This window comes from Paenibacillus baimaensis, from assembly GCF_025567575.1.
In genome coordinates this window covers 210,101-232,295 of sequence record NZ_JAOQIO010000107.1, presented here as the reverse complement: position 1 = coordinate 232,295, position 22,195 = coordinate 210,101, and the positions used below count along the sequence as shown (strand labels likewise).

General features: G+C 46.0%; 22 protein-coding genes and 1 riboswitch. Of the genes, 16 read left to right on the top strand and 6 right to left on the bottom strand.

Annotated elements, in window-relative coordinates; all coding sequences use genetic code 11:
* Positions 1-121: 121 nt before the first annotated feature.
* Positions 122-277, top strand: a complete 156-nt coding sequence (gene sda / locus OB236_RS31850) for a sporulation histidine kinase inhibitor Sda (RefSeq protein ID WP_076232372.1) — start codon at positions 122-124, stop codon at positions 275-277.
* A 112-nt stretch (positions 278-389) separates the two neighbouring features.
* Here sda and OB236_RS31845 read toward each other — a convergent pair whose 3' ends face one another.
* Positions 390-1,376 (bottom strand): NAD(P)/FAD-dependent oxidoreductase, encoded by a 987-nt coding sequence (locus OB236_RS31845; RefSeq protein ID WP_076232370.1) that lies wholly within the window; start codon positions 1,374-1,376, stop codon positions 390-392.
* Positions 1,377-1,880: 504 nt separating this feature from the next.
* Between OB236_RS31845 and OB236_RS31840 the strand changes: the two genes are divergently transcribed.
* Both OB236_RS31840 and OB236_RS31835 read left to right on the top strand, forming a co-directional pair.
* On the top strand, positions 1,881-3,071 hold the full coding sequence (locus tag OB236_RS31840) for an NAD(P)/FAD-dependent oxidoreductase (protein ID WP_076232368.1): 1,191 nt from the start codon (positions 1,881-1,883) through the stop codon (positions 3,069-3,071).
* A gap of 2 nt (positions 3,072-3,073) precedes the next feature.
* Positions 3,074-3,352: a hypothetical protein gene (locus OB236_RS31835; RefSeq protein WP_262687599.1), complete on the top strand. Its 279-nt coding sequence runs from the start codon at positions 3,074-3,076 to the stop codon at positions 3,350-3,352.
* A gap of 56 nt (positions 3,353-3,408) precedes the next feature.
* On the opposite strand, the gene hemQ is transcribed toward OB236_RS31835, so the two are convergent.
* Positions 3,409-4,155 (bottom strand): hydrogen peroxide-dependent heme synthase, encoded by a 747-nt coding sequence (hemQ, locus tag OB236_RS31830; protein WP_076232365.1) that lies wholly within the window; start codon positions 4,153-4,155, stop codon positions 3,409-3,411.
* Positions 4,156-4,407: 252 nt separating this feature from the next.
* Between hemQ and OB236_RS31825 the strand changes: the two genes are divergently transcribed.
* On the top strand, positions 4,408-4,692 hold the full coding sequence (locus tag OB236_RS31825; RefSeq protein ID WP_262687598.1) for a YuiB family protein: 285 nt from the start codon (positions 4,408-4,410) through the stop codon (positions 4,690-4,692).
* A 56-nt stretch (positions 4,693-4,748) separates the two neighbouring features.
* Complete coding sequence (locus OB236_RS31820) at positions 4,749-4,946, top strand: YwbE family protein (protein WP_262687597.1); 198 nt, start codon at positions 4,749-4,751, stop codon at positions 4,944-4,946.
* Positions 4,947-5,054: 108 nt separating this feature from the next.
* On the opposite strand, the gene OB236_RS31815 is transcribed toward OB236_RS31820, so the two are convergent.
* Positions 5,055-6,239, bottom strand: a complete 1,185-nt coding sequence (locus OB236_RS31815) for an MFS transporter (RefSeq protein ID WP_262687596.1) — start codon at positions 6,237-6,239, stop codon at positions 5,055-5,057.
* 195 nt (positions 6,240-6,434) lie between these two features.
* Between OB236_RS31815 and OB236_RS31810 the strand changes: the two genes are divergently transcribed.
* The 3 genes from OB236_RS31810 to dnaI all read left to right on the top strand — a co-directional run bounded on the left by OB236_RS31810 (position 6,435) and on the right by dnaI (position 9,386).
* Complete coding sequence (locus tag OB236_RS31810; protein ID WP_262687595.1) at positions 6,435-6,764, top strand: winged helix-turn-helix transcriptional regulator; 330 nt, start codon at positions 6,435-6,437, stop codon at positions 6,762-6,764.
* 84 nt (positions 6,765-6,848) lie between these two features.
* On the top strand, positions 6,849-8,381 hold the full coding sequence (locus OB236_RS31805) for a replication initiation and membrane attachment family protein (protein ID WP_076232358.1): 1,533 nt from the start codon (positions 6,849-6,851) through the stop codon (positions 8,379-8,381).
* Between the two features lie 54 nt (positions 8,382-8,435).
* Positions 8,436-9,386, top strand: a complete 951-nt coding sequence (gene dnaI / locus OB236_RS31800; RefSeq protein ID WP_262687594.1) for a primosomal protein DnaI — start codon at positions 8,436-8,438, stop codon at positions 9,384-9,386.
* 137 nt (positions 9,387-9,523) lie between these two features.
* On the opposite strand, the gene OB236_RS31795 is transcribed toward dnaI, so the two are convergent.
* On the bottom strand, positions 9,524-9,670 hold the full coding sequence (locus OB236_RS31795) for a YqzM family protein (protein ID WP_144026482.1): 147 nt from the start codon (positions 9,668-9,670) through the stop codon (positions 9,524-9,526).
* A gap of 248 nt (positions 9,671-9,918) precedes the next feature.
* Here OB236_RS31795 and trxA point away from each other — a divergent pair, with 248 nt between their 5' ends.
* Positions 9,919-10,233 (top strand): thioredoxin, encoded by a 315-nt coding sequence (gene trxA, locus OB236_RS31790; RefSeq protein ID WP_262687593.1) that lies wholly within the window; start codon positions 9,919-9,921, stop codon positions 10,231-10,233.
* 101 nt (positions 10,234-10,334) lie between these two features.
* Positions 10,335-12,308 carry an excinuclease ABC subunit UvrC gene (gene uvrC / locus OB236_RS31785; protein WP_262687592.1) on the top strand — a complete coding sequence of 658 codons (1,974 nt, stop codon included), beginning with the start codon at positions 10,335-10,337 and terminating at the stop codon, positions 12,306-12,308.
* On the opposite strand, the gene OB236_RS31780 is transcribed toward uvrC, so the two are convergent.
* Positions 12,283-13,944 carry a CPBP family intramembrane glutamic endopeptidase gene (locus OB236_RS31780; protein ID WP_262687591.1) on the bottom strand — a complete coding sequence of 554 codons (1,662 nt, stop codon included), beginning with the start codon at positions 13,942-13,944 and terminating at the stop codon, positions 12,283-12,285. The genes uvrC and OB236_RS31780 overlap by 26 nt on opposite strands.
* 235 nt (positions 13,945-14,179) lie before the next feature.
* Positions 14,180-14,330: riboswitch (cyclic di-AMP (ydaO/yuaA leader) on the top strand.
* A gap of 66 nt (positions 14,331-14,396) precedes the next feature.
* On the opposite strand from OB236_RS31780, the gene OB236_RS31775 reads away from it, so the two are divergent.
* Genes OB236_RS31775 through OB236_RS31765 form a run of 3 tightly spaced genes read left to right on the top strand, consistent with a single transcriptional unit; the run spans position 14,397 to position 17,744 of the window.
* On the top strand, positions 14,397-15,749 hold the full coding sequence (locus OB236_RS31775) for a TrkH family potassium uptake protein (protein WP_076232349.1): 1,353 nt from the start codon (positions 14,397-14,399) through the stop codon (positions 15,747-15,749).
* A gap of 12 nt (positions 15,750-15,761) precedes the next feature.
* Positions 15,762-16,424 (top strand): potassium channel family protein, encoded by a 663-nt coding sequence (locus OB236_RS31770; RefSeq protein ID WP_076232347.1) that lies wholly within the window; start codon positions 15,762-15,764, stop codon positions 16,422-16,424.
* 54 nt (positions 16,425-16,478) lie between these two features.
* Positions 16,479-17,744 (top strand): cation:proton antiporter, encoded by a 1,266-nt coding sequence (locus tag OB236_RS31765; RefSeq protein WP_262687590.1) that lies wholly within the window; start codon positions 16,479-16,481, stop codon positions 17,742-17,744.
* Here the strand turns inward: OB236_RS31765 and OB236_RS31760 are convergent.
* Positions 17,728-18,627 (bottom strand): LysR family transcriptional regulator, encoded by a 900-nt coding sequence (locus OB236_RS31760; RefSeq protein WP_262687589.1) that lies wholly within the window; start codon positions 18,625-18,627, stop codon positions 17,728-17,730. The genes OB236_RS31765 and OB236_RS31760 overlap by 17 nt on opposite strands.
* Before the next feature lie 264 nt (positions 18,628-18,891).
* On the opposite strand from OB236_RS31760, the gene OB236_RS31755 reads away from it, so the two are divergent.
* Genes OB236_RS31755 through sdhB form a run of 3 tightly spaced genes read left to right on the top strand, consistent with a single transcriptional unit; the run spans position 18,892 to position 22,090 of the window.
* Entirely contained in the window at positions 18,892-19,545 is a 654-nt protein-coding gene (locus tag OB236_RS31755) for a succinate dehydrogenase cytochrome b558 subunit (RefSeq protein WP_262687588.1), read from the top strand.
* A 17-nt stretch (positions 19,546-19,562) separates the two neighbouring features.
* Positions 19,563-21,323 (top strand): succinate dehydrogenase flavoprotein subunit, encoded by a 1,761-nt coding sequence (sdhA, locus tag OB236_RS31750; RefSeq protein ID WP_076232340.1) that lies wholly within the window; start codon positions 19,563-19,565, stop codon positions 21,321-21,323.
* A 2-nt stretch (positions 21,324-21,325) separates the two neighbouring features.
* The gene (gene sdhB, locus OB236_RS31745; RefSeq protein ID WP_262687587.1) at positions 21,326-22,090 is read left to right on the top strand and encodes a succinate dehydrogenase iron-sulfur subunit; all 765 of its coding nucleotides are present in this window, start codon (positions 21,326-21,328) and stop codon (positions 22,088-22,090) included.
* Positions 22,091-22,195 lie beyond the last annotated feature (105 nt).

Below are 22,195 nucleotides of genomic sequence, written 5' to 3'. Positions count from 1 at the left end.
TTACACTTACCAACAAATTGCGCACAGCTTATACACAAGATCCTGTGGATAACGGAACACTTGTTCTATTAGGTTGAACATGGTAATATGATTTTACTTTACAGAATTTGGGTGATTATTGATGAGGTTAATGAGCAATGAAGTACTGATTCACTGTTATTTCAAAGCCCTCGATCTGAAGCTTGAGGCAGAATTCATTAATCTGCTGAGGGACGAGATCAAACATCGCCAAATTAATTTGGACTACTACACTAATGGCGAAGCGCAGGTTAGCTAATTCTCATCATAGATTGGAACGACAAGGCAATCTAAAAAGGATATTCCAAATTCGGGCTTGGCCGGAAGGAATATCCTTTTTGGTTCAAAATGATGAGCTTCTTGTTAGCAAACTACATTTTCATATTGCTGCTATGACCTGGGGATAATTTGGCAGTAGGATCGATATATACTTTGGCATTGTTAATAGCAGTTGGCGCTTCGCCAAATCCTACAGCAATCAGCTTCAGCTTGCCCGGATAAGTGGTAATGTCGCCGGCGGCAAAAATCCCGGGGATACTGGTCTCCATGCGGGAATCGACGATAATAGAGCCATTGTCGATTTCAAAGCCCCATTCAGCGATCGGGCCCAGAGAGGAAATGAAACCAAAGTTGACGATAACCGCATCAACGTCGACATCAGTCGTTACACCGCTTTTGCAATCAGTCAGTACAACTCTGTTGATATAATCCTCACCGTGAAGCGCAGTAATTTCTTTGGGGGTTAAAATTTCAACCGTGGATTTATTCAAGTTTTCCACACTATGCTCATGAGCACGGAATTTATCACGACGATGTGTCAGATAAACTTTCTCGGCAATTGGCTCCAACATGAGCGCCCAGTCAACAGCAGAATCGCCGCCACCGCTGATCAGCACCTTTTGGCCTTTGAATTTATGCAAATCACTCACGAAGTAGTGAAGGTTTTTCTTCTCGTATTTGGAAGCTTCCAGCAGTTCCAGACGTCTTGGCTCGAATGCGCCTACGCCTCCGGTAATGATAACCGCCTTGGAGGTATGCACGCCTTTGTCTGTCACGACTTCGAACAAACGCTCATCCTTCTTGATCACTTGCAATACTTTTTCTTCCAGACGAACATCCATAGGGAAGTGCTTCAACTGACGCTCCAGGTTATTAACGAGCTCCTGAGCCGTTACCTTTGGGAAGCCGGCTACGTCATAAATATATTTTTCCGGATACAAAGCAGCCAATTGACCACCTAATTGGGGCATACTTTCAATAATTTTTACGCTTGCTTGACGCATACCTCCATAAAAAGCGGCAAACATACCAGCAGGACCGCCACCTACGATAATAATATCCACAATCTCATTTTGCATGTGCTTATTGTACCTCCCTGAATTAATTAAATATCAGTGATAATAATTATCATTGATAATGACTATCAATTATTAATATTCGAATTATATTATACATGATGACAGAATGGAAGGATATATTACATGATAAATTTGTGAACAATGAGTGAATATATGAATGGAAGTCGTAAAGCTATCATATAGGAAACGTAAGGAGCTGCAGAAAATAGTCAGCAATTAGGAGGAAACGTTTAAATACTCTTGTTAGTTTACGTTTTTTACCTGTATATTAACCAAAACAAAACTTGCTATTTGTCACTTTACAGTATACTATGTCTTGAGAACTTGTTTACACAGATGTGATTTCTGACACGTGAACGGTCATATTTTTATTTCAATTGGATCAAACTATTCGTTAGAAAATGACCCGCGATGTACTTTGTGTAAATTTTCACAAATGATTTTGTGAACAATTACAATGAATGATAAAAAGAAAAAGAAACTAACGGATGGAAGGGATTAACCATGAGTCGAATACCTCGAATAGTCATTTTGGGAGCAGGATATGGCGGTATTGTTACGGCTATTCGCTTGCAAAAGGAATTGAACTATAACGAAGCTGATGTAACACTTGTTAACAAACATGACTACCACTATATTACTACACATTTACACATGCCGGCTGCAGGAACGGATAATCCCGAGAATGCGCGTGTCAATATTCTTAAGCTAATTGATGAATTCAAAATTGATTTTGTTAAATCGACAGTTGTACAAATTCGGCCACAAGAGAAGAAGGTTATACTGGAAGAAGGTACACTTTCTTACGATTATTTGGTTGTGGGATTGGGCGGAGAGCCTGAAACCTTTGGTATTCCTGGCTTGAAGGAATATGCGCTGAGCATTCGCAGCATTAACAGTGTTCGCTTTATTCGTGAGCACATCGAGTATCAATTTGCCCGGTTTAAACGGGAGCCGAACCGTCTGGATTACTTGACTTTTATCGTAGGCGGAGCCGGATTTACAGGAATCGAATTTATTGGAGAGATCACAGACCGCATTCCGAAGCTGTGCAAAGAATATGATGTCGATCCTTCCCTTGTGAAAGTATATAACGTTGAAGCTGCGCCAACAGCACTGCCTGGTTTTGACCCGGAGCTTGTTGAATATGCGATGAATGTGCTGCAAAACAAAGGGGTAACCTTCAAAATTGCCACAGCGATCAAAGAATGCACACCAGATGGGGTCATTCTGGCAACCGGAGAAGAAATCAAAGCAGCTACAGTGGTTTGGACCGGCGGTATTCGCGGCAACCATATGCTCGATGATGCGGGCTTTGAAACGATGCGTGGAAGAATCAAGGTTGATGAAAACCTGCGTGCTCCTGGTCATGATAATGTGTATGTACTAGGCGATTGCTCGCTTGTATTCAGCCCGGAAGGTCGCCCATATCCACCAACTGCCCAAATTTCGATTCAGCAGGCGGATATCTGTGCACACAATCTGGTTGCATCGATTCGCGGTGAGCAGCTTAAGAGCTTTACCTATGAAAGCAAAGGTACAGTAGCTTCACTTGGACGCGGCGAAGCCATCGGAATTGTGGGTTCACGTAAAGTCAAAGGCGGTATGGCAGCTATTATGAAAAAGGTTATCGATATGCGGTACCTGTACATTATTGGCGGCATTCCACTAGTGCTGAAGAAAGGCCGTTTCTAGATATGCGGCACTGCAGCGTACAGGTACGCGGGTTATTGACGAGGGAAGAGCTGGATCGCTATAATGCACTGATTGATGTGGGACATTTTCTGGAATCCCAGACCCGTTATGATCTGGTTTATACGGTGCAAAAAGAAATCGACATTCTTATTCTACCCGCTATCGAGCGCTTAAAGGAAAAGTCGCGTCAGCGTGATCGGGACACCGAAGCTTATCTGGCGCAAAAGGCTGAGGCCAATCGGGATGACAGATTCGATGATGAGGACGAAGACGACAAATAATGTGTGAAAAAGCCTTGCAGCAGCCGAAATCGGTAGTTGCAAGGCTTTTAATGATGCTACAGCTTGAGCATAGTTTCCATTTTGTCGCGATTAAGCAAATTACCCACGTAGAATTCACCAAATTCACCAAAGCGTGCGCTTGTTTCATCAAACCGCATTTCATGAACGATTTTTTTGAACTGCAGGGCATCTTCTGCAAATAAGGTAACGCCCCATTCCCAATCATCAAGGCCGATCGAGCCCGCGATAATTTGCTTGATTTTACCGGCATAACTGCGTCCGATCATGCCATGTGCACGCATAAATCCACGGCGCTCGTCTACGGACAGCATATACCAATTGTCGTTTCCTTCGCGGCGTTTGTTCATAGGGTAGAAGCAGACATGGCGTGCTTTAGGTAATGTTGGCTTCAGGCGCGCAACAATATCAGGATCTTCCATCGGGTCTGTACCCGGTTTGGCCATATAGCTGCCCAGCTCAACTACAGATACGTAAGAGAATGTCGGAATGGTTACTTGTGCAAACAAGGTTTTGTTAAACGCCGTTTCCAACTCGTTCAGCTCTTCAAGCGTTTCCCGTAGATGCATGAACATAAAATCAGCTTTTTGCCCAACGATAGAATAGAAGGCCGTACTGCCTTCACGCTGATCCTCAGTAGCCTGATATTGGGCTAATAAGCTGTACAGCTCGTCCTCCGCGCGGCCTCTTTCTTGCTTGCTTAAGCTTTTCCATGCCGTCCAGTCAATTGCACGGAAATCATTTAAAACGTACCAGCCCTCAAGGGTTTGCATCGCTTCGCTCATTAAGAACACTCCTTCTATGTATGAATAGGGATATTACTTATATGCATGTTACATACTTCTTACGAATAAGAGACGGTTAGGCAAAACGATCTCGCCTGTATTATTGTAACGAAATCGACAGCAAAGGGCAAATGGTTAGATGCTCAAGGTACATATATCAAATATGAAGCGTTCATGAAGCGTTCACTTTACCCGGAGCTAAAATTTCTATAGAATATATAGTGATGCATTCGATTGAAGGAGTTGGGGATTGTGCTGCAACTGATGATTGTTACCGTGCTGTTGCTTGTGTTGTTCTTCGGTCTCGGTTTTATATTGAACATGCTGATGAAAACGACATGGTTTCCGATTTATGGTTATATTGTGCTGGTTATCGGATTAATCATTTATTGGGGTTGGGGGACAGGCTCTCTCGCATCCAATATTTCGGAGTATTCATTTGTGGATTATGTGCCGGCTGTCGGCGGATTATTGGGAGCGGCACTCAGCGGCTGGACCATTAAGGCTTTACGTGATAAAGGTTATCAAATGTTTTAGCGACCTGTACATAAAGTCCAACGTGCAGCGTAAGAGGAAAGCAGGTGTGAGCTATAATGAATGGCCAGCAACGAATTGATGTAGTGCCAGGACGCAAGGTACAGGTAGTTCAAAAGCAAGACCAGAGGAGTGGCAAGCTGACCGCAGGTGTGGTCAAGGATATTCTGACAAATTCACCAAACCACCCGCATGGGATCAAGGTCCGGCTCGTGGATGGAACAGTGGGCAGAGTCAAGGAAATTATTACAGACTGAAAAGGAAAGCTCCCGAAGGGTTTGTTACGACAAAGCTTACGGGAGCTTTTTCAATACGGAGTGCGTCTGACCTGATCATGTCGCATATTCTAATAGAAGAAAGCGCAATCACAGCTTTGCTGTTTTCCCTCTAAGCTTAATCGATCGTTGTTTTCCTGACCAAAAACTGATGAGTACAGCAACCAGCCCAAGTGTTACAATAGAGCTAGCCAGCCATGGATTGTAAAGGACTGTTGAAGACGTGCTGATCAACACCCCACCTGCTCCAGCACCCGCCGCTAATCCCAAATGAACAATCGATGTATTTATACTGAGAACGAGACCTGACGACTGAGGCGCTTGTTGAATAAAATACGTTTGGATAGCCGGACCGGGCATGAACATAGACACCACCATGACGGTGAGCAGCACTAACCCTATCATAAGCGAATCGGCAAAAAGCGGAAGCAGAGCCAGTACAGCCACATGAATGACCACACTCAAAGTTACCATACGAGCCGCCCCCCACCTGTCAACGCCATACCCTCCAAAACGGGAGCCGAATGCGCCAAACAGACCAAACACAAGCATAATGATGCTGATACTGGTAAATTTCACATGATAAATGTCCTGAATAAATGGAGTTAAGTAAGTGAACAGGATGGAATTCCCGGATTCTCTAAAAAAGGTGAACAACAAACCACTCACGATGACCATACTGCCCAGCACTTTGAATTGCTGCTGGAACGGAACAGGAGCATCCCCTTCGATATTGGGAAGAAGGCGGTATATCACGAATGTAATCCATACACTGAATAACGCTAATACAATAAAAATCGCCTGCCAGCTCAGCCAGTTGGTAATAGCTATCCCTATTGGGACACCAAGGATCATCGCGCTGCTAAAACCGAGAATGATCGTACCGATTGCGCTGCCCAGCTTCTCGGGGGGAACAATCCTCGCAGCGGTACTTAATGCAGTGACAAGGTAAACACCTGAGCTGACTCCAAGTATGATTCGGGATATCATCAGCATCGCGATATGTCCACTTGCAAAGGATATCAGACAACCGAGGATAAATACGGTGAGTGAGCCCACCAACACTTGTCTGCGTCCCATACGGGCAGTGAGTGAAATCAGGATGGGAGTTCCAATCGCAAACGATAGCGAATAAGCTGTAATCAATTGTCCGGCAAGAGAGATGGAAATACTCAAATCATCGGCAATGACCTGTAAGATTCCAGAGACGACCAGTTCGGAGGTTGCGGTGAAGAACACTCCAAGAGCTAGCAGATAAATAGGGAGTCGATTCATTACATTCAATCCTTTCTGTAACTCGCAGTACCGTCTGATCACCTATAACCAGCTTATGGATGTTCGTTATTAGGCCTTTGCGAGATCATTTGATTGAATTATAATGAGGTTACAATATAAATGTAAGAAGGCAAACTATTTGGACATTATCCAAATAAATGGACTTACTAATTTTAAGTAAGTAGGTGATATGGTTTGGAAATAGTGGATGAAGAGAAGCAGGAATTCACCAGCATTTGTTCTGTGCTGCAAATACTCGGGGCCAAATGGGCTTTTCTGGTGATCGCCGAGCTGTCCAAAGGGCCTAAGCGCTTCAAGCAGCTGCATAGGGACTTAGCGATTATCAAGACACAATCTTTAACCGATGTGCTGCGGCACCTGGAGAAAAATGGGATTGTTTTACGTGTTGTATTTCCTTCTGTACCCGTCGCGGTAGAATATTCATTGACAGAAAAAGGGGCGGATTTTCAGACCGCACTGAAGGAGATGGACAAGTGGGCGGTCAAGTGGGGAAAGACGGATTGAAATCAGGCGATAACATCCTGTCGAAATCTATGTTAAAATGTAGTTTACTAGACTAGTAACAATTCATGGATGGGATTTGAGTTAATGCGAATTACGAATATGCATCATTTCTCGGAATATCACCGTTTTTATGTGGCGCGTGATTTTTCATTAAGTGGTTTGGATATGAAAATGCTCTCTACAATCTATCAGCCTATGATCGGAGCGTATGCCGTCAGCCTGTATCATACGCTGTTTCTGCAGCTACCAATCGATAAGGTTGGATACTCGGCTACCGAGCAGCAGCGTAGGCTGTTCTTATCGCTGGAGTTGGAGACGGGGGAGCGTGGACGCAAATATTTTATTGAACAGACAGCAAAGCTGGAGGCTGTGGGACTACTGAAAACGACGCGGAAGTTCGCCGAAGTTTCGGATGATTATGTGTATGTCTACACGCTGTCAGCCCCATTGTCACCGAATGAATTTTTTAAAAACCAGCATTTGACCCTGCTGCTCAGGGACAAGGTTGGCAAATATATGATCTATTCGCTGCGTGATGAGCTGGTGCTGCCGGAATCAGACGAGCTGAAGGGTGCCAATGAGGAAAATTTGTCGGTTCCTTTCTACGAGCTGTTTCATTTGAATTCGCAGGTCATTGATCTGGAAATGGAGCAGGCATTTTTTGAAACGGCAGTGTCCAAACCTTCGGAAACCAAGCCTGAGAGTGCAAATAAAGGCTTTCAGTATTCGGATATCATTATGCATTTTCCGCGGGAATCGGGCAATCGTGTGTTCGTGGAGCAATTGAAGTACGAGCCGGAGCAGATGGGACAAATTAATTATGTTGCCAAGAAGTACGGCTTGTATCTAACGGACATTTGCCGACTGCTGGACGAGGATGGTGTGTTTGATCCGCAGGGCGAGTTGATGCTTGAACTGCTGCAGCACAAGGCGAACATGGTCTTTCGACAGGATAAGAAGCGTGGTGAGGAACGCGGGCGTTATTTGGCTAAGGTCGATCAACAGACACGTGGAGCAGCGTCATCTAATCAGGAGAACGGTGCAGACATCGCTAGTGACAAGACAGTTGAAATGGAGTTTTATTTGCAGGTACCGGATATTTTCCAGGGCGAATGCAATCAGCATCAGTACAACTATATTTTACGGAATGAGCCCTATATCTTTTTATTGGAGAAAATCTTTTCCAAAGGCACCGTACCAGACGGACTGCTGGATACACTGGCGAAGGTCGATTTGAATTATGGCTTGAAAGAGGAAGTTATCAATGTCATGATCCATTACTTATATATGAACAAACGCTCATGGTCCAAGGCATCGATAGAGTTCAGCGTTACGGATATGCTGGCCAAGCAGGTGAACTCTTTCGAGCAGGCTGTGCAATATATACGCGAGCAGTCCAAGTATCAGGAGAGCAAGACGGCCCCTCGCACAGGCAGCCGAACTGGTACAGGTGGAGCTGCGGGCGGACGTAGTACGGGTACAGCACGTGGTGGAGTGAGACAGAAACCGCTGCTTCCTACGGTGGAGGACAAGCCAAGCACAGCAGCGGCCTCACGGAGTGCAGAAGAGCGTGAAGCTATGCGTAGAAGAGCGCAAATGCTTGATGGTAAAGTCTAGTAATTAGGTAGGACTTCTTTAAACATTTAATAACGGGAAGGAGTGTAAGAACCTATGGAATCGCTCGCGGATGCGTTAAAGTCGCTGCCCAACTCCAAATTTCGTCAGCAGGCCGAGGAAAAGGTGAGACAAATATTGGCTGATCCATTAGTGGTGAAGCTGCGTGCCAAATATCCGACGCTTGATGAATATACAATGAAAATCAACATGAATCGGCTGTATCAATATGTGAGCGAGCATCGGAACTGCTCCAACTGTCCGGGTCTGGATTTGTGTCCGAATGATTTTGAAGGACATTATACGCTGCTATCGGTCGAGACGGAAGCCGGCAAAGCTCATTTGTATGATACCAAGGTAGCCTGTAAGAAGCAGATCGCGAGACAAAATCAGGAGGCTATCCGCAGCCGGATCCGCAGCTTTTATGTGGATGAGCGGGCACTGTCACAGGGCTACTCGTCGATGGAAATTTTCGATAAGGACCCTGCGCGTGAGGAAGCTGTGGATAGTCTTATTCGTTACATTATGAAAACCCGTGATGAAGGCTTGCAAAGCTCGGGTCTCTATTTGGCTGGAAGCCTCGGCACCGGCAAAACCTTCCTGATGTGTTATCTGCTTCACGAGCTGGCGAAGAGCGGCTACTCCGGTGCCATTGTGTACATGCCCGATTTTGCCGAAGATTTAAAGGCGATGTTCCAGGATCCGCAGAAGCTGAAGGAAACCATCGATGCGCTCAAAGATACGGACTTGCTCGTATTCGACGATATGGGAGCGGAGAATTTAAACCCATGGCTGCGCGATCATGTAATGGGTGCAATACTGAATTACCGAATGAACCGCAAGCCAACCTTTTTCACGTCAAATCATGATTTGGATGCATTGGAGCAGCATTTTAGCTTCACCAGCAAGGATGGCGATGAAGAGTTCAAAGGAAGAAGAATTATGGACCGAATTCGTCCTTTTGTTGAGGTCATTATGGTGAACGGCTACAATAAGCGTGGCAAGTAAACTGCAATAATAGGAACTGTCAAAGTCCGTCTCTGTAGGAGAGCGGGCTTTTTCTAGTGGTATCGACACAAAAAAAGCCTGCTCCCTGAAGGAACAGACTTTACTGACGTATCATCGGCTTGAAACAAGCTCGACGCCTACTTCATTAGCAGCGTAATAACTGTTGCGGCAACGCCCATGAGCAGCAAAAAGGCGAAAAATGCACCGAAACCAATCGCCGTGTCCAGAAAATCATTACTCGGCTCTTCGTTAATATGAAGCTCGGGGTGATTTACATCGTTCATAGCCATAATTCCTCCTTGGATTGAGTAAAACCGATGGTTGAAGAATTATATTCAGTATACCCAACTTCACAGATAAATGTAAAGCATGGGGAAGTGAAAATTGTACGCCACATTTATTGATTGTGACAAGATGAAGGCGGAATGCACTGGAAACAGTTAGCCAAGCGGGTTTGCGGTTGAAAATAGGGTCTATTGTGGTATACTTTACATGTTGACAACCTATTTTATCGGATAAAGGAGAACTTTTTATGGCTATCGTAAATGTTACAGATCAATCCTTTAAGAATGAAGTTGAAGGATCTGGCACGGTTTTGGTTGATTTTTGGGCTCCATGGTGTGGACCTTGTAAAATGATCGCTCCTGTTTTGGAAGAGCTGGATAAAGATCTTGGAAGCTTGAAAATTGCTAAGGTTAATGTGGATGACAATCCGGAATCAGCTTCCCGTTTTGGCGTAATGAGCATCCCGACTCTTATCGTTTTCAAAGATGGCCAACCTGTTGATAAAGTGGTAGGCTTTCAATCGAAGGATGCTTTGAAGAACGTTGTATCGAAGCATCAGTAATGTGCCAAGTCAGTTTTGCTATGCAAAACTCATGGAGTAAAAGCTCTTTTTCTGCTATGCTGGAAAAGAGCTTTTTTCGTGCTTAAAGGAGTGGAAATGTGATGTCTACACATGAAGAGGAGCAGGAACGTAAGCAGAGGGCAGAGCAAATTCGCAGTAAGCTGGCGCTGCTGCCAGAGAAGCCAGGCTGCTATCTGATGAAAAACAAGGAAGGCACGATCATCTATATCGGCAAAGCGAAGGTGCTGCGCAATCGGGTACGCTCGTATTTTACCGGAAGTCATAATGCCAAAACCTATGCGCTTGTTAATGAAATTGCCGACTTTGAATATATCGTCACGGCTAGTAATGTCGAGGCGTTAATTCTGGAATGCAACCTGATCAAGAAGCATCATCCTCGTTATAATGTACTATTGAAGGACGACAAGTCCTTTCCCTATATCAAAATAACGCATGAAACCCATCCGCGGCTGGAGGTTACTCGCCGCGTGCTGAAGGATAAAGGAAAATATTTTGGCCCGTATCCGAATGCGTTCGCCGCTCAACAGACGAAGAAGCTGTTGGATCGGCTGTATCCACTGCGCAAATGCAAAAAACTGCCGGACCGGGTTTGTCTGTACTATCATCTGGGTCAATGCATAGCTCCCTGTGAGTACGAGGTAGATCAAGAAACGTATGAGCAGATGGTACAGGAAATTTCGCGTTTTCTAAACGGCGGTCATGATGAGATCAAGAAGGATTTGACGCGCAAGATGCAGGAAGCGTCCGAGGAGCTGAATTTTGAACGGGCCAAGGAGCTGCGTGATCATGTACTTCATATTGATCAGGTCATGCAAAAACAAAATATTACGACAACAGATGCGATGGATCGCGACATATTCGGCTATGCGGTAGATAAAGGCTGGATGTGCGTCCAAATATTATATATGCGTCAGGGCAAGCTGATTGAACGGCATGCTTCGATGTTTCCTTATTATGGTGATGAATATGATGATTTTGTAACCTTTATTACGCAGTACTACAGTGAGAATCCGGCACTTCCGAAGGAAATATTTTTGCCGCTGGAGGCTGTAACGGTGCTGCCTACGGCTGCGTTGACGGCTAAGACGGAACCAGCTGAGACTACTAGCTCTCAGTCTGATCTAAGTCCGGAGTCGAGCTCTGAACAAGCGGAGACCGAAGAATCGGAGGCAGGACCCGAGATCGAGGTAGCCAAGAAGGATGTCAAGGAAGCGCTGGAGAGCTGGCTCAAGGTAAAGGTGCATTATCCACGCAGAGGCTCGAAGAAAAATATGGTTGCGATGGCCGGTGATAATGCCCGTGTTAGTCTGGATGAGAAGTTCCGGTTAATTGCCCGCGATGAGCAGCGTACGGTAATGGCTGTCGAGAATCTCGGAGATTGGCTCGGGACTGGCGTCATTCGCCGTATTGAGGCATTCGATAACTCGAATATTCAAGGCTCTGACCCGGTTTCGGCAATGGTTGTATTTACGGATGGCAAGCCGGATCGCAAGGAATACCGTAAGTACAAAATCCGGACAGTCATAGGTCCTGATGATTACGGTACGATGCGTGAGGTCATAAGACGTCGTTATGAGCGTGTTTTGAAGGAAGGCTTGCCATTACCGGATCTGGTCGTCATCGATGGAGGAAAAGGGCAAATCTCCGCGGCTATCGATGTACTGGAAAATGAACTGGGTCTTTATATTCCGGTTTGTGGACTCGCCAAGGATGACCGTCACAAAACCGCACAGCTGATTATGGGAGACCCAGCAGAAATCGTTCCACTGCCGCGTGATAGTCAGGAGTTTTACCTGCTCCAGCGTATTCAGGACGAGGTCCATCGCTTTGCTATTACGTTCCACCGCGAAACGCGCGCCAAATCGATGATCGTCTCCCAGCTGGATTCGATTCCGGGAATTGGTGAGAAGCGGCGTAAGGCGATGTTGAAGCATTTTGGCTCCATGAAAAAAATAAAAGAAGCCAGTATTGAAGATTTCCGGCTTCTGGGTATCGGGGAAAAGCTGGCCACACAAATATTACAATCACTTAATCAGGATCAAGACGAGGCATAGATAGTGCCCGTCTTTTTTTGTTGCCATGCAGTCGATACAGCACCCAGCCGACAAGACCTGGGAATATCAGATAAAAACTGCCGACCACGATATGCATCCAATCCCCGAGACCATACAAGGAGAGTCCCATCAAAATACTATCCATCGAGGCGTGGGCAAACAGTACAGTCATAAACCCGTATTTAAGAAAGGCATATCCAAAAATGACACCGATAATGGTAACCTCAACAAGTCGTGTATAGACCGGATAAATCGGATATTGGGTATGGCTCATCGCCCAGATGATGCTCGGGAGCAGTACAGCCAGAAACCGAATGCGGACAATTTTCAGAAAGAAGGCAATGCCGAACAGTCGGTATACGGTTTCTTCGGAGATAGCCGCTGCCCAGGCCATGAGCGGAAATAGTGCAGGGAACGTCATGTTCAGCACAGAATCTGCTGCATCATTCACCGACCATACGTCAAAAGCACGCTCCGCTATAAAGAACAGCACTTGCTGGACGCCGAGAATAAAGAAACAGAGCAGGTAGCCGCGAGTCATGGCCACCCATACCTGGCTCCCAAAAGCGGGGTCCTGCCATTCCGGCAGCGGATTCCAGCTGTAACGGGACCACATCTGTCTGCCGGCAAGGACGGAGAGGTAGACGCTAACAGCCATCATCGCAATAATAATATTGAGAAACCACAAGTAAAAGAGCGCTTCGAACTGGGATGGACCCGCCGTATGTGAGGTTCGGAAAGCCGGCAGCATATTGAAGTTGTTTCCAATGTAAATAATTAGAAAAATCAAGGTCAGCCACAGGCCGCGGCGAAATGTGATTTGACGCCGATAACGTATGATGATGAACAGAGCTGCTGCTGCCATAATTAACGATACACCCATACTGATGTTGGTCATCAGGGAGGCACTGCTATTTTGTATCTCCTTCCATTCCCCAAACGCAGCCGGGATCTTGAAATCTGGCTGGAAGGAAACGACCTGACCCTTCGAGACGTTGAGTGTAAGCTGTAGTTTTGCCTGTCCGATCAGATCGATTCTGCTCTCATAAACAAGCACACGTCCCGATGGGGTGGCAGCATTATTTTTTTTGTTCAGGTCGGGAACGGTGTCCAGCAAAGTGAAATTGGTTGGCGAGTAACCCTGTTCCTTGATCGTCTGCTCGGCTAACAGCTGAGGGTCCACTCCTGACGCAGATACCGTATCTGCTTTGGACGATGGCGACACATATGTTTTCCAGCCAAGCACCTTCTGATTCGAGTAATTGATATCGATGTAATAAGTTTTAGAGCTGGCAAGGTCGTTAATTTCAACCTCGTAGTAGTCCAGCGGTAGCTGGGTATATCGCTCCGTATAAGAATTGAATAAGTGCTCCTTTTGCAAGTACCCGCTTCGTTCGGAATGAGTTTGGTATAACGTGCTCGTTTTATGATTGTCTGATAATGCGAAATGCTGCCTGGCAAATACGACTGCCGTGTCAGCGGCTGCCTGCTGGGTAATAGTTGGTAGTCCATCTGCTTCTTCATTGGATGGAGGAGGCCCAGACAAATACGAGGATATGAGAATGACGGTAAAATAAAGGATAATACCGACAACTGCCAGCAGCTGAAGTGGTCTATCCAATGAACGATTGATCATATTAGTCTCCTTGGAATGAAGAAATGGGAAGGCTTGATTATTGTATTCCATAAACTTAGCATACATGTCTGATCAAATCCAATGCATTACCAAGCATAACGGGGATAAACGTTGAAAACCAAAGCGAATCCTCAGTTTGATGCCTGCCAGCTATAATAAGAATCGGAATATCCCTGCTTTTCGAGTTATTACGACTTTGTACTTATGGAAGAATAGCCTTATAATTCATATCAATTGAATACAGAAGCCGAATTTCTTTCCGAAAACGGGGGAACCATTTGTAGTAGTAAGGGGTGAATTCGATTCCATTCATGAGAGTGGAATTGATAGGGTACCTGTAAACCCGAATCCGTCAGCTAACCTCGTAGGCTTTATCGCAGGAACCTGTTTAGTTGACATTGGGTTTCCGGTGTCTTTTTTTTGCTGTTTTTCAAATATTTGTGAGGTGAGAAATGAAATTAACGTTGAAACAAATCCAATTAACGCCTCCGCAAATTCTGGTATTGGGTTTTGCCGCGATTATTTTAATTGGAGCACTGGTGCTTACGCTTCCAGTCTCATCGGCGACGGGGGAACGATTATCCTTTATTAATGCCTTGTTTACAGCGACATCTGCCACTTGTGTGACTGGGCTTGTTGTTGTGGATACAGGTACGTACTTCTCCATGTTTGGTCAAATCGTTATTGTCACGTTGATTCAGATTGGCGGACTCGGCTTTATGACGATGGCGACCTTATTTGCCTTTGCATTGAAGAAACGAATTTCTTTGAAGGAACGCCTCATTCTTCAGGAAGCGATGAACCAAGGGAGTATGGAAGGCATTGTGCGCCTGATTCGTAAAGTAATTCGCTACTCGCTTACGATAGAGCTGATAGCTGCGATCATTTTTTCCATCCGCTGGTCCATAGATCTTGGTCCAGCCAAAGGCATTTATTTCGGAATCTGGCATGCGGTTTCATTTTTTAATAATGCAGGGTTCGATTTGTTCGGCTCGGTGAGCGGCCCATTCAGCAGTCTGACCTCGTATGCGGCCGACCCGGTTATCAACATCGTTTCAATGGGACTTATTGTGTTGGGCGGTATTGGTTTTATCGTCATGTCGGATCTGCTCGAATATAGAAAAGTAAAACGGTTGTCGCTGCATTCCAAGGTGGTGTTAAGTACAACGGGGGTGTTGATCCTCACAGGTGCTGTGGTGATGTATGCTTTTGAATTCAGCAATACCAAAACATTAGGATCACTGGACTGGTCAGGGAAAATATGGGCCTCGCTCTTTCAATCGGTAACACCGCGAACAGCAGGGGCCAATACGGTGGATATCGGAGCTATGCGCCAGGCTTCCCAATTTTTCATGATTATTCTGATGTTTATAGGTGCTTCACCAGGCTCGACAGGCGGAGGGATCAAGACCACGACCTTTATGACGCTGATCGGTGCTATTGTGGCGATGATTCGCGGCAAGGAGGACATTGTATTGTTCCATTACCGCTTGGGTAAGGATCGTATCCTTAAGGCGATTACGTTAACGATGATTGCACTATTTCTTGTGATTTTCGTGGCCATGATATTATCCACCACAGAGAGTCATCCATTTCTGATGATACTCTTTGAAGTCACCTCGGCTTTTGGCACGGTAGGCCTGACGATGGGATTAACGACGGATTTGACAGTAGTCGGTAAAATTTTGATTTCACTGACGATGTTTGCTGGCCGTTTGGGGCCAATAACCTTGGCGTATGCGCTGGGACCAAAAACCGAAAAAGAATTATACAGATACCCTGAGGGGAAAATTACAATCGGATAGGGGAAAAGCAGGATGAAGCGCACGCAGTATGCAGTAATTGGATTGGGGAGATTCGGGTCAAGTTTGGCCAGAGAGCTGACCAAGTTAGGACATGAGGTTCTTGGCATTGATCAGGACGAAGAAGCCGTTGATGAAATGAGCGAGGTATTGACCCATGTCGTCGTCGCAGACTCCACGGATGAAGAGGTGCTGCGCTCACTTGGTATACGTAACTTTGATTGCGTGATCGTGGCGATTGGAAGCGATATTCAATCGAGTATATTAACGGCTATTTTGCTTAAGGATATAGGAGTGCCGTTGGTTGTCACCAAAGCGTTATCCGAGCTGCACGGCAAGGTGCTGAATAAAATCGGCGTTGATCGGGTCATATTCCCGGAGCGCGATATGGGAATCCGTGTAGCGCATCAATTAGTATCACCGAATCTATTGGATTTTATCGAGCTGTCCAGGGATTATACGATAGCTGAGCTGTCAGTACCGAAGCGAATGTCGGGGAGAACGCTGAAGGATCTGAACTTACGAGTTAAATATGGCTGTAGTGTCGTTGCTATTAATAAGAAAGAAGGCGTCATTATTGCGCCTACGGCTAATGATTTATTGGAAGAACGGGATATTTTGGTGATCATAGGCACGAATTCGCAGATCGAATCTTTTGAGAATGAAGTCGTGAAGTGATCGGTTGTATGGACATGCGGATATCCTTGTTAATCAGATTCGGAGTGTGTTGAGTTGAATAACGAGGTCAGTGAGCTGGTTTACCATGTATTGTTCTTATTGATATTTATATTGGGTATGGGTATGTTGTCAGGTAAATTAGCCGCCTGGTTGAAGCTTCCGGATGTCGCTTTATTTTTGATTGCAGGGATGGTCGTGGGCCAGGGACTGCATCTGGTAACGGAGACAAGCAGCTCGTTTACGAATCAGTTTATATTAACCTTGGGTTCAGTCTTGATATTATTTGATGGCGGTCGCAATATCCGGTTGTCCGGTCTTCGAAAAGTATGGCTCACCTTGACACTGCTAAGCGTCCCCGGTGTGTTGATCACCTGTGGGGTTGTCGCTGTGACGGCACATTGGTTGCTGGGCATGCCCTTATTGTACGCAGTGCTGCTTGGGGCTATCATTTCATCGACAGATCCGGCAACTCTGATACCCGTGTTCAAGCAGGTGCGGATTCGTACCAAGTTGAGAGAAACGGTTGAGAGCGAATCGGCATTCAATGATGCGACAGGGTCGATACTGACGTTTTCCGTGCTGGCTGTAATCACCGGAGGACAGGCGATTTCCGTATCCGCAAGTGTTATGCAGTTTCTGGTTACCGCGCTTGGTGGAATTCTGGTTGGGGCTGTAATAGGTTTCATATTGGTCTATATCACGGCGCATAGCAAGCTCGGCTGGATGCGGGATTACGCCACCATAGCGATGGTGGTTACAGCTATTACCACTTATTTGCTGGGTGAAACGATACATGTCAGCGGGTTTATGGCTACATTTACAGCAGGGCTCATTTGGGGTAATGTGCATATATTCAAGCTGGATTTACAGGACAAGCATCAAGAGATGGGTCATTTTAGCGAAAATATAACCGTTATCATGCGGATGTTGATTTTTATTATGCTTGGCAGTCAAGTTAATTTTGGCGTGATTTGGGCTAACCTGTGGCCGAGTCTTGGGGTCATCGCTGTTTTCATATTCATTGCACGTCCGTTAACTGTGCTGGCTTCGGCACTGCCGGACCGCAAGGCACGCTGGACCTGGAGAGAGCTTGTATTCATGTTCTGGGTTCGTGAAACAGGAGTCATTCCTGCGGCCTTATCCGGCATGGTGGTTGGACTTGGTGTGAAGTATGCGGACGTCATGGCATCGGTAACTTTCCTCGCGGTGTTGTTCACGATCCTGCTGCAGGCAGGTACGACGGCCTATGTGGCCCGAAAGCTGGGTGTCACTGAAACCGATACAGCTAAAGATACGGAGGAGCTCAATCGCTCCGGTTAAAGTGGCTCTTGGCCTTTTCAATAAAACGTTGTGCCGATGGATGATGAACGGCTTCCTCTGTGAACAGCAGGGAGGTCGTTCTTGTTGTTTGATCTAGAGCAGGAATGAAACGGACGACCAGCTCGTTTTCCTCCAGAAAATGACGACGAAGATAAGACTCGGGCAGCAGGGTAGCAGTTTTACATGTGGAAACCAGACGGATGATGGCCTCGAATGAATCGATTTCCATTTTGACATCGGGATGTAAAGAATAACGCTGGAACAGCTCGTCCATCAGAATCCGGTACCAGGTGCCCCGTGAAAATAGGATCATCGGAAGCTCGTGCAGGTCTTCGATTTGTATAGCAGCTTTATCCACAAAAGGATGATTATCCGGCAGCACAATACATAGACGGTCGTCGAAAAGCGGAATGCACTGCAGCCCGGGGTGCTCAATCTTCGAGGCCACCAGACCTATGTCCACCTTGCGCTCCTTGACCATCGGGACGATCTCATGGGTTTTTCCGGTAATGGCCTTAATGTCGGTATGAGGGTAGTCCTTGGCATAAATCGTAATCAGATCAGGCAAGGTGGACTGCAGTGTGGTGAGGCTGGCCCCGATGATAATACTGGATGGCTTATCGGTCGTTTTGAATACCTCCAGAGAACGCTGCAGCTTGCGCCCCATAGCGCGCTGCTCCAAGGCATACTCGTAGCAGATTTGTCCGGCACGGGTAATCTCCAGTCGTTTGCCTTTGCGGTGAAACAGCTGGATTCCAAGCTCCTCCTCCAGACGCATAATTTTTCTGGATAAGGCCGGCTGTGAAATATTTAACGTTTGGGAAGCCTTATTCAAGCTTTCCATTTCGACGACAATGGCGAAGATATCGATATTCTCAAACATCCAATAACCTACTTTCTGTTATGTGCAAAACGCATAAGTGATTATAAAAAATCGGCACTTCCATTATAAGCACTAAAGGAGTACGATGTATAGGTCACGTAATCTTCACAAAATTTGTCTATAACTGCATAAAACGTTGTCGAATCATGGAAAATAGGCGTAGCGAACTTGTTGACGCTTGTTTCTTGCGGGGGTACAATGAAATATGGTTTTGACAATCGTGTGAACACGGCTATTTACTACTTAAGGGGGGAACGCATTCTAATGTTTCGAAATTCGTATTTAAATCGTAAGCTGCATTCATTACTTGGTGTGATTCCGGTCGGATTTTTCCTGGTCGAGCACCTAATCACCAACTACTCCGCTTCTAAAGGCGGACATGTGGCATTTCTGGAGAGCGTGGATTTTCTTCATAGTCTGCCTATAACGCTTGCACTGGAAATTGTAGGGATCTGGATTCCGCTGCTGTATCATGCCATTTACGGCTTGTATGTTGCTTTTACGGCGCGGAATAACGTATCTAATTATGGATATTTCCGCAATCAAATGTTTTTTATGCAGCGCGTGACAGGGGTAATAACGTTCTTGTTCGTGGCATGGCATTTCTTTGAAACCCGTTTTCAAATTACGCTGGGCTTGCCGCAGGAACAGATTGGCGTGCAAATGCATCATATTGCAACGAATCCGATCAATTTTGTGTTTTACTGTATCGGGATTGTGGCTGCGGTGTTCCACTTTAGCAACGGTATGTGGTCATTCCTGGTTAGCTGGGGAGTCACTGTCGGACCGCGGGCGCAAAAGGTTTCCACATTTGTATGGATGGGCGTATTTGTAGTGATGACGATTATGTTCATCATGTCTTTGACCGCATTTTTAAGTCCTGAGTTCCAAAATCTGCCGATGCCGGTTAAAGGTTAAGGAGGGAATACACAACAATGGCTAATTCAAAAGTAATCGTAGTTGGCGGGGGTTTGGCTGGTTTAATGGCCACAATTAAAGCCGCTGAGGCAGGTGTTCACGTTAGCCTGTTTTCACTGGTTCCTGTTAAACGTTCACATTCCGTCTGTGCGCAAGGTGGTATCAATGGCGCCGTTAATACAAAAGGCGAAGGCGATTCCACCTGGGAGCATTTTGATGATACCGTATACGGAGGAGACTTCCTCGCCAATCAACCGCCTGTTAAGGCGATGTGTGATGCTGCACCTGGTATTATCCATCTCATGGATCGTATGGGCGTTATGTTCAATCGTACACCTGAGGGCTTATTGGACTTTCGCCGTTTTGGAGGAACCCAATACCACCGTACGGCATTTGCCGGAGCTACTACTGGGCAACAATTGCTCTATGCATTGGATGAGCAGGTTCGTCGTTGGGAGACTGCGGGTCTCGTAACGAAGTATGAGCATTATGAGTTTCTGGGAGCTATTATCGATGACGATGGCGTATGCCGCGGTATTACTGCACAGGATCTACGCAGTATGGAAGTATTGTCCTTCCCTGCAGATGCGGTTATTCTAGCATCAGGTGGTCCTGGTATTATTTTCGGTAAATCGACGAATTCGGTTATTAATACAGGTACAGCGGCTAGTGCGGTGTATCAGCAAGGTGTTTATTACGCGAACGGCGAGTTTATCCAGATTCACCCTACAGCGATTCCGGGCGATGACAAGCTGCGCCTGATGTCGGAGTCTGCACGTGGTGAAGGCGGTCGGATTTGGACCTACAAAGACGGCAAGCCTTGGTACTTCCTGGAAGAAAAATATCCAGCCTATGGTAACCTGGTTCCTCGTGATATTGCAACCCGCGAAATCTTCGCAGTGTGCGTCGACGACAAGCTTGGCATCAACGGCGAAAACATGGTATACCTTGACCTTTCCCATAAGGATCCAAAGGAACTGGATGTTAAGCTTGGTGGAATTATTGAAATTTATGAAAAATTCATGGGCGATGATCCTCGTAAAATCCCGATGAAAATCTTCCCTGCGGTTCATTATTCCATGGGCGGCATGTGGGTCGATTTCAATCAAATGACTAACGTTCCTGGCTTATTCGCCTGTGGCGAGTGCGAGTATCAGTATCATGGTGCCAATCGCCTCGGTGCAAACTCGCTGTTGTCTGCTATTTATGGCGGGATGATTACAGGTCCGAAGGCCATCGAATATATTAAGGGCTTGGATAAGCATACCGAAGATATATCGACCAGCCTGTTTGATCAGGATCTGGCAAGACAAAAGGACAAGTATGAAAGCTTGTTAAAAATGGACGGAACCGAAAATGCCTACGTGCTTCACAAGGAATTAGGCGAATGGATGACCAACAACATGACGGTTGTTCGTTACAACAAAAAGCTGCAGGAAACCTTGGACAAGATCAATGAATTGAAACAGCGTTATCAAAATATCAGCATGACCGATACAGCGCGCTGGAACAATCAGGGTGTAGCTTTTACCCGTCAATTGTGGAACATGATGGAATTATCGCATGCGATGACATTGGGAGCTTTAATGCGTGATGAGAGCCGAGGCGCTCACTACAAACCGGAATTCACCGAGCGTGATGACGAACGTTTCCTGAAAACAACAAAAGCCAAATGGACTCCAAACGGCCCAACCATTGAATATGAAGATGTTGACGTATCCTTGATCGAGCCACGTAAACGCGACTATTCGACGGATAAGAAGAAGGGAGGACACTAATCATGGCTGAGACGAATACAGCTAACAAAAAGGTGAAATTCATTGTAACCCGTCAGGATTCTCCGGAAAGCAGCTCTTATACCGAGGAGTTCGAAATTCCATATCGTCCTAATATGAACGTCATCAGTGCCTTGATGGAAGTGCAGCGTAATCCTACGAATGCCAAGGGTGACAAAACGACACCGGTATGCTGGGAATCGAACTGCCTGGAGGAAGTATGCGGAGCTTGCTCGATGGTCATCAACGGTAAGCCTCGTCAAGCATGTACAGCATTGGTGGATAAGCTGGAGCAGCCGGTACGGATCGCACCGATGAGTACGTTCCCAGTTGTTCGTGACTTGGTTATTAACCGCGAGCGGATGTTCAATGCACTCAAGAGAGTAAAAGCATGGATTCCGATTGATGGTACGTATGATCTCGGACCAGGACCACGGATGGCTGAATCCAAACGTCAATGGGCTTATGAGCTGTCCAAATGCATGACCTGTGGGGTATGTCTGGAATCTTGCCCGAACGTCAATGACAAAACGTCCTTTATCGGACCTGCTGCCATTTCCCAGGTTCGTTTGTTTAACGCACATCCAACAGGAGAGATGAATGCTGAAGAGCGTCTGGATACTTTGATGGAGGATGGCGGTATTGAGGGCTGCGGTAACTCGCAGAACTGCGTGCGTTCTTGTCCGAAGGGAATTCCACTCACAACTTCTATCGCTGCTATGAACAAAGATACAACCAAACATTTGTTTGCCAAGTGGTTGGGACTATAAAGATTATGCGTAGACCGACTCCTTCATCCGTATGAAGGGGTCTTTTTTACGATACTTACATATTGACGAATGGGCTTTTTATGATTACAATTTATTTAAACGTTT

Bases quoted from the DNA above. Each gene is read 5' to 3' on its own strand.
- trxA (WP_262687593.1), top strand. From the start codon at position 9,919: ATGGCTATCGTAAATGTTACAGATCAATCCTTTAAGAATGAAGTTGAA.
- OB236_RS31780 (WP_262687591.1), bottom strand. From the start codon at position 13,944: ATGATCAATCGTTCATTGGATAGACCACTTCAGCTGCTGGCAGTTGTC.
- OB236_RS31845 (WP_076232370.1), bottom strand. From the start codon at position 1,376: ATGCAAAATGAGATTGTGGATATTATTATCGTAGGTGGCGGTCCTGCT.
- sda (WP_076232372.1), top strand. From the start codon at position 122: ATGAGGTTAATGAGCAATGAAGTACTGATTCACTGTTATTTCAAAGCC.
- OB236_RS31755 (WP_262687588.1), top strand. From the start codon at position 18,892: ATGTTTCGAAATTCGTATTTAAATCGTAAGCTGCATTCATTACTTGGT.
- OB236_RS31835 (WP_262687599.1), top strand. From the start codon at position 3,074: ATGCGGCACTGCAGCGTACAGGTACGCGGGTTATTGACGAGGGAAGAG.
- dnaI (WP_262687594.1), top strand. From the start codon at position 8,436: ATGGAATCGCTCGCGGATGCGTTAAAGTCGCTGCCCAACTCCAAATTT.
- sdhB (WP_262687587.1), top strand. From the start codon at position 21,326: ATGGCTGAGACGAATACAGCTAACAAAAAGGTGAAATTCATTGTAACC.
- OB236_RS31840 (WP_076232368.1), top strand. From the start codon at position 1,881: ATGAGTCGAATACCTCGAATAGTCATTTTGGGAGCAGGATATGGCGGT.
- OB236_RS31815 (WP_262687596.1), bottom strand. From the start codon at position 6,239: ATGAATCGACTCCCTATTTATCTGCTAGCTCTTGGAGTGTTCTTCACC.
- OB236_RS31760 (WP_262687589.1), bottom strand. From the start codon at position 18,627: ATGTTTGAGAATATCGATATCTTCGCCATTGTCGTCGAAATGGAAAGC.
- OB236_RS31820 (WP_262687597.1), top strand. From the start codon at position 4,749: ATGAATGGCCAGCAACGAATTGATGTAGTGCCAGGACGCAAGGTACAG.
- OB236_RS31805 (WP_076232358.1), top strand. From the start codon at position 6,849: ATGCGAATTACGAATATGCATCATTTCTCGGAATATCACCGTTTTTAT.
- OB236_RS31770 (WP_076232347.1), top strand. From the start codon at position 15,762: ATGAAGCGCACGCAGTATGCAGTAATTGGATTGGGGAGATTCGGGTCA.
- uvrC (WP_262687592.1), top strand. From the start codon at position 10,335: ATGTCTACACATGAAGAGGAGCAGGAACGTAAGCAGAGGGCAGAGCAA.
- OB236_RS31775 (WP_076232349.1), top strand. From the start codon at position 14,397: ATGAAATTAACGTTGAAACAAATCCAATTAACGCCTCCGCAAATTCTG.
- hemQ (WP_076232365.1), bottom strand. From the start codon at position 4,155: ATGAGCGAAGCGATGCAAACCCTTGAGGGCTGGTACGTTTTAAATGAT.
- OB236_RS31795 (WP_144026482.1), bottom strand. From the start codon at position 9,670: ATGAACGATGTAAATCACCCCGAGCTTCATATTAACGAAGAGCCGAGT.
- sdhA (WP_076232340.1), top strand. From the start codon at position 19,563: ATGGCTAATTCAAAAGTAATCGTAGTTGGCGGGGGTTTGGCTGGTTTA.